Raw genomic sequence first — 13,325 nt, 5'->3', positions numbered from 1 at the left:
CCGCCGAGGCGGGGTTTTCTTTTAGCGATTCAATCGAATCACTTGGTGGCGCGGGTGCCGACCACTTCGATTTCCACGCGACGGTTCTTGGCGCGGCCTTCCTTGGTGCGGTTGTCCGCAACAGGCTGCTTCTCGCCCTTGCCTTCGGTGTAGACGCGGTTGCGTTCGATGCCCTTCGAGACCAGGAAGGCCTTGACGGCTTCGGCGCGGCGCACCGACAGACGCTGGTTGTAGGCGTCCGAACCGATCGAGTCGGTGTGGCCCACGGCGATGATCACTTCGAGGTTGACGTCGCGGATCTTCGAAACCAGGTCGGTCAGCTTGGCGCGACCTTCAGGCTTGAGAACCGACTTGTCGAAATCGAAGAATGCGTCGGCAGCGAAGGTGACCTTCGAGGCAGCCACGGCCGGCGGTGCGACAGCGGCAGGCGGCGTCACAGCGGCAGGAGGCGTCGCGGCGGGAGCCGGAACCAGAGCACCGTCGCAACCGGCGGCGGCAGTAGCCGGCGTCCAGTTGGCATCACGCCAGCACAGTTCGTTCGTGCCGTTCTTCCAAACCAGTTCGCCGGTGCCGTTTTGCCAGTTGTCGATCGTAGGACCGCCGTCCGCAGCGGTGACACGGGTCTGCGCGCCGGCGGCAGTGGCGAGCGCAGCGACTGCAAACATCATCGCCACTTTATTCAGTTTCTTCATGGTTCTCCTCTTGGGGAAAAAGCCGCAGCCGCGCTGCGAATCAAGGACGCTTTAAGTGACCACCACCCAAAACGTTGAGGCGATTGTGCCATAGGGTCTTTGGCAAACAGGCCGCTGGACACCCCGGAAGCGTAGGACGGAGGCGGAATAGCGGCCTTGTGTTGCGGCGGTGCGACACCCCTCACAGCGTAAAATTTCGCCTTCCTGCCGCCAGCCTCTTGCTCAATGACCTCCTTCGCCAAAGAAACCCTGCCCATCAGTCTCGAAGAGGAAATGCGCAGCAGCTATCTCGATTACGCCATGAGCGTGATCGTGGGCCGGGCGCTTCCCGATGCGCGCGACGGCCTCAAGCCCGTGCACCGGCGCGTGCTGTATGCCATGCACGAGCTCAACAACGACTGGAACCGGGCGTACAAGAAGTCCGCCCGCATCGTGGGCGACGTGATCGGCAAGTACCACCCGCACGGCGACCAGTCGGTCTACGACACCATCGTGCGGCTGGCGCAGGACTTTTCCATGCGCCATATGCTGGTCGACGGCCAGGGCAACTTCGGGTCGGTCGACGGCGACAACGCGGCTGCAATGCGGTATACGGAAATCCGCCTCGCCAAAATTGCGCACGAAATGCTGGCCGATATCGACAAGGAAACTGTCGATTTCCAGGACAATTACGACGGCTCCGAAAAAGAACCAAAGGTCCTTCCGAGCAAACTGCCGAATTTGCTGGTGAATGGTTCCGGCGGTATTGCGGTGGGCATGGCCACCAATATTCCGCCGCACAATCTCAATGAGGTGGTGGACGCCTGCCTGCATCTGCTGCGCAATCCGCAGGCCACCATCGACGAGCTGATGGAAATCGTGCCGGCGCCGGACTTCCCCACCGCCGGCATCATCTACGGCATCAATGGCGTGCGCGACGGCTACCGCACCGGCCGCGGCAAGGTCGTGATGCGCGCCAAGTGCCACTTCGAGGACATCGACCGCGGCCAGCGCCAGGCGATCATCGTCGACGAGCTCCCCTACCAGGTCAACAAGAAGACGCTGCAGGAGCGCATGGCCGAGCTGGTGCACGAGAAGAAGATCGAAGGCATCAGCCACATCCAGGACGAGTCCGACAAGTCGGGCATGCGCCTGGTGATCGAGCTCAAGCGCGGCGAAGTGCCCGAGGTGGTGCTCAACAACCTGTACAAGCAGACCCAGCTGCAGGACACCTTCGGCATCAACATGGTGGCGCTGGTCGACGGCCAGCCCAAGCTGTGCAACCTGAAGGACCTGATCGAGGTCTTCCTGCAGCACCGCCGCGAAGTGGTCACGCGCCGCACCGTCTTCACGCTGCGCAAGGCGCGCGAACGCGGCCACGTGCTCGAAGGCCTGGCGGTGGCCCTGGCCAACATCGACGAATTCATCCGCATCATCCGCGAGTCGCCTACCCCGCCGGTTGCCAAGGCCGAGCTCATGACCCGCAGCTGGGACAGCAAGCTGGTGCGCGAGATGCTGACGCGCTCGCGCGCAGACGGCGGCGTGGTCAATGCCGACGACTACCGCCCCGAGGGCCTGGAGCGCGAGTTCGGCATGGGCTCGGACGGCCTCTACCGCCTGTCGGAAACCCAGGCCCAGGAAATCCTGCAGATGCGCCTGCAGCGCCTGACCGGCCTCGAGCAGGACAAGATCGTTGCCGAGTACAAGGAGGTCATGGCCGAGATCGACGACCTGCTCGACATCCTGGCCAAGCCGGAGCGCGTCTCGGTCATCATTGGCGAGGAACTCGGCACCATCAAGCAGGAGTTCGGCCAGTCCAAGCTCGGCGCGCGCCGCAGCCTGGTGGAGCACAGCGCCTACGACCTCTCGACCGAAGACCTGATCACGCCCACCGACATGGTGGTGACGCTTTCGCACAGCGGCTACATCAAGAGCCAGCCGCTGAACGAATACCGCGCGCAAAAGCGCGGCGGGCGCGGCAAGCAGGCCACCGTCACCAAGGAAGACGACTGGATCGACCAGCTCTTCATCGCCAACACGCACGACTACATCCTGTGCTTCTCCAACCGCGGCCGGCTGTACTGGCTCAAGGTGTGGGAAGTGCCGGCGGGTTCGCGCGGCTCGCGCGGGCGCCCCATCGTCAACATGTTCCCGCTGCAGGAAGGCGAGAAGATCAACGTGGCGCTCGCGCTGACCGGCGAGAAGCGCAACTTCCCGGCCGACCAGTACGTGTTCATGGCCACCTCCATGGGCACGGTCAAGAAGACCACGCTCGACGAATTCAGCAACCCGCGCAAGGGCGGCATCATTGCCGTGAACCTCGACGAGGGCGACTACCTCATCGGCGCCGCCCTGACCGACGGCAAGCACGACGTGATGCTGTTCAGCGACGGCGGCAAGGCCGTGCGCTTCGACGAGGAAGACGTGCGCCCGCTCGGCCGCAATGCACGCGGCGTGCGCGGCATGTCGCTCGATCCGGGACAGGGCGTGATCGCCATGCTGGTGGCCGAGGACGAGCAGCAAAGCGTGCTCACCGCCACCGAAAATGGTTACGGAAAGCGCACAAGCATTACCGAGTACACGCGTCATGGCCGCGGAACCAAAGGCATGATTGCGATTCAACAGAGTGAGCGCAACGGCAAGGTCGTTGCCGCCACCCTCGTGCATGCGGACGATGAGATCATGCTCATCACCGACAAGGGCGTGCTCGTGCGCACCCGGGTAGCCGAGATTCGTGAACTGGGTCGCGCAACGCAAGGCGTTACGCTGATCGGGCTCGACGAAGGCGCCAAACTCAGCGGGCTACAACGTATCGTCGAAAACGACGCCAACGGCGAGAGTGAGCCTGGCGCAGACGATACTTCCTCATCTTCAACGGAGAATCCTCAGTGAAAAAATTCAAGCTCGCACTTCTGACCGTCGCCCTGGCCGGCAGCTCCATGGCCGCCATGGCGCAGGACAAGGCTGCGCTCATCAAGCAATTCATCGACGTGCAGCGCCCCGGCATCGAATCGCTGGCCCGCGGCCTGGTCGAGCAATCGAGCGCCCCCATCGCGCAAGCCGGCTCGCAGTACCTGCAGACGCAAGTGCCCGAAGCCAAGCGCGAATCGGCCGCCAAGGCTGCCGACGCCGAACTCAAGAAGTACTTCGACGAGGCCTACCCGATCGTGCGCGACAAGGCCGTGCAACTGGCCCCCGGCGCCCTGACCCCGCTGCTCGAGCAGAACTTCAGCGAAGAAGAACTCAAGCAGCTGCTGGCCTGGATCAACTCGCCGCTCAGCAAGAAGTACCAGGACCTCAATCCGAAGATGCAGACCGCGCTGACCGAAAAGCTCGTGAACGACACGCGCGCCACCATCGAGCCGAAGATGCGCGCGCTGGACGAGAACGTGGCCAAGGCATTGGGTGCACCGACCGGCGGCTCGCAGCAAGGCGCCGCCCCCGCCAAGGCACCGGCCAAGGCTCCCGCCAAGAAGTGACGTGACCCAGCAGCAGCACCAGCCGGCCGGCACGCGCCCGTACAACTTTTCCGCCGGCCCGGCCGCCATGCCGGAGGCGGTGCTGCAACGCGCCGCCGCCGAAATGCTCGACTGGCAGGGCAGCGGAATGAGCGTGATGGAAATGAGCCATCGCGGCAAGGAATTCGGCGCGATCTGCACCCAGGCCGAAGCCGACATCCGCACGCTGCTGGCCGTGCCGGAGCACTTCCACATCCTCTTCATGCAGGGTGGCGGCCTCGGCGAGAACGCCATCGTGCCGATGAACCTGTCGCGCGGCACCGCCGCCGACTTCGTCATCACCGGCAGCTGGAGCATCAAGTCGCAGAAGGAAGCGCAGCGCTACTGCACGGCGAACATCGCCGCGAGCAACGCCGGCGACCATCACACGCGGCTGCCCGACCCTTCGACCTGGCAGCTCAGCAAGAACGCCTCGTACGTGCACCTGTGCACCAACGAAACCATCAACGGCATCGAGTTCCAGCAGCTACCCGACCTCGCGGCCCTTGGCAGCGATGCGCCGCTGGTCATCGACTTTTCGTCGCACGTGGCCTCGCGCAGCGTCGACTGGCGCCGTGTCGGCCTTGCCTTCGGCGGCGCCCAGAAGAACCTCGGACCGGCCGGGCTCACCCTGGTGATCGTGCGCGACGACCTGCTCGGGCATGCACTCGAGATCTGCCCGAGCGCGTTCAACTACAAGATCGTGGCCGACAACAAGTCCATGTACAACACCCCGCCGACCTGGGGCATCTACATGGCGGGGCTGACGTTCCAGTGGCTGCTGCAGCAGACCGAAGGCACGCTCACCGGGGTGGCCGCCATGGAGCAGCGCAACATCGCCAAGGCCAGGCTGCTGTACGACTTCATCGACGCCTCCCCGTTCTACGTCAACAAGATCGACCCGGGTTGCCGTTCGCGCATGAACGTGCCGTTCTTCCTGGCGGACGAGAGCCGCAACGACGCCTTCCTGGCCGGTGCGCGCGAGGCCGGCCTGCTGCAGCTCAAGGGCCACAAGTCGGTCGGCGGGATGCGCGCGAGCATCTACAACGCCATGCCGCTGGAAGGCGTACAGGCACTTGTGAGCTACATGCGAGAATTCGAGCGATCGCATGCCTAGGCGCATGCCCAGCTGCTCGCACCGATGACCGCCTCCGCTCCAACACCGCCCTCCTCTCCCGACAACTCCGAAAGCCTTGCCGATCTGCGCGTGCAGATCGACTCGCTCGACCAGCAACTGCTCGGCCTGCTCAATGAGCGGGCCCACGTGGCAGAGCTGGTGGGCGAGGTCAAGAAGCGCGAAGGCACCCCGTATTTCCGCCCCGACCGCGTGGCCCAGGTCATCGAGAAGATGCAAAAGAGCAATGCGGGCCCGCTCAAGGACCTGCATGTGGCCGCCATCTGGCGCGAAATCATGTCGGCCTGCCTGGCGCTCGAATCGCCGCAGCGCGTCGCCGTGCTCGGTCCCGAGGGCACCTTCTGCGAGCAGGCGGCCATCGAATACTTCGGCGGCGCGGCCGACCTGATCTACTGCGCCAGCTTCGACGAGGTGTTCCACGCCACGGCGGCCGGCAGCGCCCAGTACGGCGTGGTGGGCGTCGAAAACTCGACCGAAGGCGTGGTCACGCGCTCGCTCGACCTGTTCCTGCATTCGCCGACCCACGTGGTGGGCGAAGTCAGCCTGCTGGTGCGCCACCATCTGCTGCGCAGCAGCAACTCGCTCGAGGGCATCGAGGCCGTGCTGGCCCACCCGCAGGCGCTGGCGCAGTGCCAGACCTGGCTGTCGAAGCACCTGCCCAATGCCGAGCGGCGTGCCGTTTCGAGCAACGCCGAAGGCGCGCGGCTCGCGGCCACCAACCCGGCCTGGGCCGCGCTGGCCGGCGAACGCGCCGCCACCCGCTTCGGCCTGCACATCGTGGCGCATGCAATCCAGGACGATTCGTACAACCGCACGCGCTTCTCCGTGATCTGCCTGCCGCAGACGCTGGCCATGCCGCCGGCCTCGGGGCGCGACTGCACGAGCCTGATCGTCTCCGTGCCCAACCGTCCCGGCGCCGTGCACGACCTGCTGGTGCCGCTGAAGGTCAACAATGTGTCCATGACCCGGTTCGAGTCGCGCCCGGCGCGCACCGGCCAGTGGGAGTACTACTTCTACATCGACCTGGACGGCCATCCCTCGCAGCCCAACGTGGCTGCCGCGCTGGCCGAACTGCGCGGCCTCTGCGCGTTCTACAAGGTGCTGGGCGCCTATCCCGTCAAAGCCTGAGCCGGACAAGCACCATGTTCGAGCAATTGGGATTGATCGGCTGCGGCCTCATGGGCGGCTCCTTTGCGCTCGCGCTCAAGCGCGCGAAGCTCGTGAAACGCGTGGTCGGCTACAGCAAGTCGCCCTCCACCACCGAGCGGGCGCGCCAGCTCGGCGTGATCGACGTGGCGGCGCCTTCCGCGCTGCTGGCGGTCTCGGGCTCCGACCTCGTGCTGCTGGCGGTGCCGGTGGCGGCCTCGGAAGCCACCTTCAAGGCCATCCGCCATGGCATTTCGAGCGACACCCTCGTGATGGACGTGGGTTCGACCAAGGGCGACGTGATCGAAGCCGCGCGCAACGGCCTGCAGGACCAGTTCGCCCACTTCGTTCCGGCCCACCCGATCGCCGGCAAGGAGGTGTCGGGCATCGAGCACGCCGAGGCTTCGCTCTACGCCGGCCGCAAGGTCGTGCTGACGCCCGTCAAGGCCACGCTGCGCTCGAACGTGCAGCGCGCCTCGCAGATCTGGAGCGGCATCGGCGCCCACGTCGTCACCATGACGCACGAGGAGCACGACAGCGCCTTCGCGGCCGTGAGCCACCTGCCGCACCTGCTGGCCTTTGCCTATCTCAACGCGCTGATCGCGCAGCCGCAGGGCGACGATTTCCTGCGCCTTGCAGGGCCAGGCTTTCGCGATTTTTCGCGCATTGCGGCCAGCGATCCGGTCATGTGGCGCGACGTGCTGCTCGCCAACCGCGAGCAGGTGCTGCTGCAATCGCAGGCCTTGCGCAAGTCGCTCTGCGATCTGGAGGCGCTGATCACGGCCGGCGATGCCCAGGCGCTCGAGCACTCGATCGCCGCCGCCAGCAAGGCCCGCGCCGCCTGGCAGCCCAACACCGACGCGCCCCAGGACTCCTGACATGTTCTCGACGGCATTCCTCGACATTCCTGCGCTGGCCGGGGCATCGGGCACCGTGCGGCTGCCGGGCTCCAAGAGCATTTCGAACCGCGTGCTGCTGCTGGCCGCGCTGGCGAGCGGAACCACCACGGTCCACGACCTGCTCGATTCCGACGACACCCGCGTGATGCTGGATGCGCTGCGCGCGCTCGGCTGCGGCATCGATGCGGCCGGCAGCACGCTGCGCATCACCGGCATCGGCGGCCAGCTGAAGCCAGGCGGGCCGATGCTGCCGCTTTTCCTCGGCAACGCCGGCACCGCGATGCGTCCGCTGACCGCCGCGCTGTCGCTGCTCGGCGGCGAATTCGAATTGAGCGGCGTGCCGCGCATGCACGAGCGGCCGATCGGCGACCTGGTCGATGCGCTGACCCAGCTCGGCTGCCGCATCGACTACCTGGGCAACCCCGGCTACCCGCCGCTGCGCATCCGCCCGGTCGATCACGGCGCGCTGGTGCTGGATGCGCCGATCCGCGTGCGCGGCGATGTCTCGAGCCAGTTCCTGACCGCGCTGCTCCTCGCGCTGCCTCTCGCCGCCCGCAAGGACATCGTGATCGAGGTAGTCGGCGAGCTGATCTCCAAGCCCTACATCGAGATCACGCTCAACCTGCTGGCGCGCTTCGGCATTGCCGTGCAGCGCGAGGGCTGGGAGCGCTTCACCATCCCCGCGGGCAGCCGCTACAGCTCGCCGGGCGACATCCACGTCGAGGCCGACGCTTCCTCTGCCAGCTATTTCATCGCGCTCGGCGCCATTGCCACGGGTGCTTCCGGCCAGGACAGCATCCGGATCGAAGGCGTGGGCGCCGATTCGATCCAGGGCGACATCCGCTTCATCGAGGCGGCGCGGCAAATGGGCGCGCAGGTCGACAGCGGGCCGAACTGGCTCGACGTGCGCCGCGGCGCCTGGCCGCTCAAGGCCATCGACCTGGACGCCAACCACATCCCCGATGCCGCGATGACGCTGGCCGTGATGGCGCTCTATGCCGACGGCCCCAGCACCCTGCGCAACATCGCCAGCTGGCGGGTCAAGGAAACCGACCGCATCGACGCCATGGCCAACGAACTCCGGAAGCTCGGCGCCACTGTCGACTCCGGCCCCGATTTCATCCGGGTCCATCCGCTGGAGCGCCCGGGCTGGCAGGCGGCAAGCATCCGCACCTACGACGACCACCGCGTGGCCATGTGCTTTTCGCTCGCGGCCTTCAATCCGGCGGGCTTGCCGGTGCGCATCCTGGAGCCGCACTGCGTCGCCAAGACCTTCCCGGACTATTTCGAGACGCTGTTCTCGGTGGCCCAGGCGCCCGAGGTGCCGGTGATCTGCATCGACGGCCCCACCGCCTCGGGCAAGGGCACGCTCGCGGCCGAGGTGGCGCGCCTGCTGGGTTACCACTACCTCGATTCAGGTTCGCTCTACCGCGTGACCGGCCTGGCCATGCGGCGCGCCGGGCTCGGCGCCGAACCGCAGCACGAGGCGCAGATCGCCGCCCTGGCGGCCGCCCTGCCACTGCATTTCACCGAGGGCAAGGTGCTGCTGGGCGGCGAGGACGTGAGCGACGAAATCCGCACCGAAGCCGCCGGCATGGATGCCTCCCGCGTCTCCACGCTTCCCGCGGTGCGCGCAGCGCTCCTGGCCCTGCAGCAGCGCTTTCGGCAGCTCCCGGGGCTGGTCGCCGACGGCCGCGACATGGGCACCGTGATCTTCCCCGACGCGGCGCTCAAGGTCTTTCTCACGGCCAGCGCCGCCCAGAGGGCCGAACGCCGGCATAAGCAGTTGATTTCAAAGGGTATTTCAACTACACTTGACAGTCTTCGCTCCGACTTGGAAGCGCGCGACGCCCGGGACTCGTCCCGCAGCGTCGCTCCGCTCAAGCCGGCGCAGGATGCCCGCCACCTCGACAACTCCCAGCTGTCCATCGAGCAATCGATCGACCAGGTGCTGAACTGGTGGCAGGAAAAACAGCCGTTCAAGCCCGCTTGAGCGGTTGAAAGCCACAGCCCTCCAGGCCCGCCTGAAGGGCTCGCGCCAACCGGATTCCGGGGCAGCGCATACCGCTCCAGCAGGCTCTTCTCGCGCGACAGCGCACCGGCCTGCTGGTTGTTCAACCAACCGGGCACCTGCCCACAAAACCGCCGTCTCCAGACTCACAGCAGCCGCACGCAATTTCGCATGAGCGCCTGCCAACCCTGCCTGACGGAAGGAACCATAAATGTCTGAATCTTTTGCCGACCTATTCGAAGAGTCCCTGAAGCGTTCCGAAATGCGCACCGGCGAGGTCATCACGGCCGAAGTCGTGCGCGTCGAACACAACCACGTGGTGGTCAACGCCGGCCTCAAGTCCGAAGCGTATGTGCCGATCGAGGAGTTCAAGAACGACAAGGGCGAACTCGAAGTCCAGGCCGGCGATTTCGTTTCCGTTGCCATCGGCAGCGTTGAAAACGGCTACGGCGACACCATCCTCTCTCGCGACACCGCCAAGCGCCTCGCTTCGTGGCTCGCCCTGGAGAAGGCCCTGGAATCGGGCGACTTCGTCACCGGCACCACCAGCGGCAAGGTCAAGGGCGGCCTCACGGTGCTCGTCAACGGCATCCGCGCCTTCCTGCCGGGCTCGTTGATCGACACGCGTCCGATCAAGGACCTGACGCCGTACGAGAACAAGACCCTCGAATTCAAGGTCATCAAGCTCGACCGCAAGCGCAACAACGTCGTGCTGTCGCGCCGTGCCGTGGTCGAAGCCAGCATGGGCGAAGAGCGCGCCAAGCTGATGGAAACCCTGAAGGAAGGCGCTGTTGTCCGCGGCGTGGTCAAGAACATCACCGAATACGGTGCGTTCGTGGACCTCGGCGGCATCGACGGCCTGCTGCACATCACCGACATGGCATGGCGCCGTGTCCGCCACCCGAGCGAAGTCGTTCAGGCCGGCCAGGAAATCACCGCCAAGATCCTCAAGTTCGACACCGAGAAGAACCGTGTCTCGCTGGGTCTGAAGCAAATGGGCGACGATCCGTGGATGGGCGTTTCGCGCCGCTACCCGCAATCGACCCGCCTGTTCGGCAAGGTCACGAACATTGCCGACTACGGCGCGTTCGTCGAACTCGAACCCGGCATCGAAGGCCTGGTGCACGTCTCCGAAATGGACTGGACCAACAAGAACATCGCTCCGAACAAGATCGTCTCGCTGGGCGACGAAGTCGAAGTCATGGTCCTCGAAATCGACGAAGACAAGCGCCGCATCAGCCTGGGCATGAAGCAGTGCAAGGCCAACCCGTGGCAAGAGTTCGCGCAGAACACCAAGCGCGGCGACCGCGTCAAGGGCCCGATCAAGTCGATCACCGACTTCGGCGTGTTCGTGGGCCTGGCTGCCGGCATCGACGGCCTGGTGCACCTGTCTGACCTCTCGTGGAACGAAGCCGGCGAAACCGCCGTTCGCAACTACAAGAAGGGCCAGGAAGTCGAAGCGATCGTGCTGGCCGTCGACGTCGACCGCGAGCGCATCAGCCTGGGCATCAAGCAGCTCGACAGCGACCCGTTCACCACCTTCACCACGGTGAACGACAAGGGCCAGATCGTGACCGGCAAGGTCAAGACCGTGGACGCCCGCGGCGCTGAGATCGACCTCGGCGAAGACATCATCGGCTACCTGCGTGCTTCGGAAATCTCGCGCGACCGCGTCGAAGATGCCCGCAACGTGCTGAAGGAAGGCGACGAAGTCACCGCCATCGTCGTGAACGTGGATCGCAAGACCCGCAACATCCAGCTGTCCATCAAGCAGAAGGACATGGTCGACGAACAAGGCGCCATGGCCAACCTGAGCCAGCAGTCGGCACGCGAAAACGCGGGCACGACGAGCCTGGGCGCCCTGCTGCGCGCCAAGCTCGACAACAACGACAGCAAGTAAGCTGCCCCCGAAGACAGAGCAGGCCCTGGGGCCGCTCTGTCTTTTTTTTCGTCCACGTTTTTGTTTGGCCTATGACCCGCTCTGACCTCGTCGAAGAACTCGCAGCGCGCTTCGCGCAGCTGACGCACCGCGATGCCGAATACGCCGTCAAGACCATCCTGGACGCGATGAGCGACGCGCTGGTGCGCGGGCACCGCATCGAGATCCGCGGCTTCGGCAGCTTCTCGGTCACCCGGCGTCCGCCGCGCATCGGCCGCAACCCGCGTTCGGGCGAGAGCGTTCAGATCCCCGAAAAGCGGGTGCCTCATTTCAAGCCGGGCAAGGCATTGCGCGAGGCCGTCGACGCCAAGACCGCCGAGCTCGACGCCAAGGGCCGCAAGGCCTGATCGCATGGATGCAAACGTAGAATGCTCCCGGCAACGGGAACAGCTATGAAATACCTCCTGTGGCTGCTCAAGGCAGCCATTTTTTTTACGCTTTTTGCTTTCGCGCTGAACAACCAGCACGACGCGACCGTCTATTTCTTCTTCGGCACGCATTGGCGTGCGCCCCTGGTGCTCGTCGTGCTCGCGGCTTTCGCCGGCGGCCTCGTGGTGGGTGCGCTCGGCATGCTGCCCGGATGGTGGAAGCACCGTGCGGCGGCGGCGCAGGTTCCGGCCGCGCGCGGCGACGAAGCCGCGGCGCCTGCACCATCCACGCCTGCTCCGGCAGCGGCGCCGCCGTCCATTTCCGCCACCGACCTGCCCACCGTACGCCAACATGGACTTTGATCCCAGCTGGCTGCTGATCAGCCTGCCCGTCGCCTTTGTGCTGGGCTGGCTCGCCTCGCGCTTCGACATCCGGCAGCTCAAGCTCGAGAACCGGCAAGCCCCCAAGGCGTATTTCCGCGGCCTCAACTTTCTTCTCAACGAACAGCAGGACCAGGCCATCGACGCCTTCATCGAGGCCGTGCAGAACGACCCCGACACGCAGGAGCTGCACTTCGCGCTCGGCAACCTGTTTCGCCGGCGCGGCGAATACCAGCGTGCGGTGCGCGTGCACGAGCATCTGCTGGGGCGCGGCGACCTGAGCCGCAGCGACCGCGAGCGCGCCCAGCACGCGCTGGCACAGGATTTCCTGCGCGCCGGGCTGCTCGACCGCGCCGAAGCCGCGCTGCAAAAACTCGAAGGCACACGCTACGAGAACGAGGCGCGGCTTTCGCTCCTGGCCATCTACGAACGATCGCGCGAATGGGCCCAGGCCGCCGCCGTGGCACAGAAGCTCGACGAATCCGACCAGGCCAGCTACAGCACGCGCCGAGCCCACCACCTTTGCGAGCAGGCCTCCGAGCAGGTGGCGGCCGGCGACCTGGCCGCGGCCGGCCGGCTGCTCTCCGAAGCGGTGGCGCTGGCCCCGCAGGCGCCCCGCCCCGCCATCGACTCCGCCACGCTGCAACTGCGCAATGGCGACGGCGCCAAGGCCTTCGATACCCTCGTCGCGCTGAGCGACACCGCGCCGCTCGCCCTGCCGCTGTATGCCGCCGCGCTGCAGCAGGCCGCGGTCGCCGCCCACCGCGAGGGCGAAGCACTCGCGCTGCTGCAGCGGCACTATGCCGATTCGCCCTCGATCGACGTGCTCGAAGCGCTGATCGCGCTCGGCGGCTCGCCGACCAGCGCGATTCCGGCGGCCAACGGCCAGCCGCTCGCTCCGCGCGACGGCTACATCGCACACCTCGCCCAGCAGCCCTCGCTGGTGGCCGCCTCGCGCTGGCTGGCCGGCGAGCGCTTCGAGCACGAGCAGTTCCACCCGCAGGTGCAGCGCGCGCTCGACCAGGCCACCCGGCCGCTGATGCGCTACCGCTGCGCTGCATGCGGCTTCGAGGCGCACCAGCACTTCTGGCACTGCCCCGGTTGCCAGGCCTGGGACAGCTATCCGCCGCGGCGCGTCGAGGAGCTCTGAGCCACATTCCGAACACGTTTCGGAACAATGGTGAACGCGCTCTCCGCAGGGCGCGAGGCCGTCAACCCGCCCTACCCTGAACCGTTGAACGCGAGCCGGCACCTTCTGCCGGCGAACTGTCATCTCAA

11 protein-coding genes are annotated in these 13,325 nt (G+C 66.0%); 10 read left to right on the top strand and 1 reads right to left on the bottom strand.

Annotated features, from left to right (window positions below):
• Window positions 1–38: 38 nt before the first annotated feature.
• Window positions 39–692 carry an outer membrane protein OmpA gene (gene ompA, locus AC1DSC_RS01880; protein WP_012746764.1) on the bottom strand — a complete coding sequence of 218 codons (654 nt, stop codon included), beginning with the start codon at window positions 690–692 and terminating at the stop codon, window positions 39–41.
• Window positions 693–917: 225 nt separating this feature from the next.
• Between ompA and gyrA the strand changes: the two genes are divergently transcribed.
• The 10 genes from gyrA (at window position 918) to lapB (ending at window position 13,197) form a co-directional block, all read left to right on the top strand.
• The gene (gene gyrA, locus AC1DSC_RS01875; protein WP_012746763.1) at window positions 918–3,563 is read left to right on the top strand and encodes a DNA gyrase subunit A; all 2,646 of its coding nucleotides are present in this window, start codon (window positions 918–920) and stop codon (window positions 3,561–3,563) included.
• Entirely contained in the window at window positions 3,560–4,150 is a 591-nt protein-coding gene (locus tag AC1DSC_RS01870; protein ID WP_012746762.1) for a DUF2059 domain-containing protein, read from the top strand. The genes gyrA and AC1DSC_RS01870 overlap by 4 nt, the downstream gene beginning before the upstream one ends.
• A gap of 1 nt (window position 4,151) precedes the next feature.
• Window positions 4,152–5,285 carry a 3-phosphoserine/phosphohydroxythreonine transaminase gene (serC, locus tag AC1DSC_RS01865; RefSeq protein WP_012746761.1) on the top strand — a complete coding sequence of 378 codons (1,134 nt, stop codon included), beginning with the start codon at window positions 4,152–4,154 and terminating at the stop codon, window positions 5,283–5,285.
• A gap of 24 nt (window positions 5,286–5,309) precedes the next feature.
• Window positions 5,310–6,431 carry a prephenate dehydratase gene (pheA, locus tag AC1DSC_RS01860; RefSeq protein WP_012746760.1) on the top strand — a complete coding sequence of 374 codons (1,122 nt, stop codon included), beginning with the start codon at window positions 5,310–5,312 and terminating at the stop codon, window positions 6,429–6,431.
• A 14-nt stretch (window positions 6,432–6,445) separates the two neighbouring features.
• Entirely contained in the window at window positions 6,446–7,327 is an 882-nt protein-coding gene (locus AC1DSC_RS01855; protein ID WP_012746759.1) for a prephenate dehydrogenase, read from the top strand.
• A gap of 1 nt (window position 7,328) precedes the next feature.
• Window positions 7,329–9,341, top strand: a complete 2,013-nt coding sequence (locus tag AC1DSC_RS01850) for a bifunctional 3-phosphoshikimate 1-carboxyvinyltransferase/cytidylate kinase (protein WP_012746758.1) — start codon at window positions 7,329–7,331, stop codon at window positions 9,339–9,341.
• 229 nt (window positions 9,342–9,570) lie between these two features.
• Window positions 9,571–11,259 (top strand): 30S ribosomal protein S1, encoded by a 1,689-nt coding sequence (gene rpsA, locus AC1DSC_RS01845; RefSeq protein WP_012746757.1) that lies wholly within the window; start codon window positions 9,571–9,573, stop codon window positions 11,257–11,259.
• Between the two features lie 71 nt (window positions 11,260–11,330).
• Window positions 11,331–11,645 carry an integration host factor subunit beta gene (locus AC1DSC_RS01840; protein ID WP_012746756.1) on the top strand — a complete coding sequence of 105 codons (315 nt, stop codon included), beginning with the start codon at window positions 11,331–11,333 and terminating at the stop codon, window positions 11,643–11,645.
• Between the two features lie 45 nt (window positions 11,646–11,690).
• Window positions 11,691–12,029, top strand: coding sequence for a LapA family protein (locus AC1DSC_RS01835; RefSeq protein ID WP_012746755.1), 339 nt, complete (start codon window positions 11,691–11,693; stop codon window positions 12,027–12,029).
• Window positions 12,019–13,197, top strand: a complete 1,179-nt coding sequence (gene lapB, locus AC1DSC_RS01830; protein WP_012746754.1) for a lipopolysaccharide assembly protein LapB — start codon at window positions 12,019–12,021, stop codon at window positions 13,195–13,197. Before AC1DSC_RS01835 ends, lapB begins: the two co-directional genes overlap by 11 nt.
• Window positions 13,198–13,325: the final 128 nt, after the last annotated feature.

It is taken from the genome of Variovorax sp. 01N425 (genome assembly GCF_056399465.1).
This window is presented reverse-complemented; position numbering and strand designations above follow the sequence as displayed.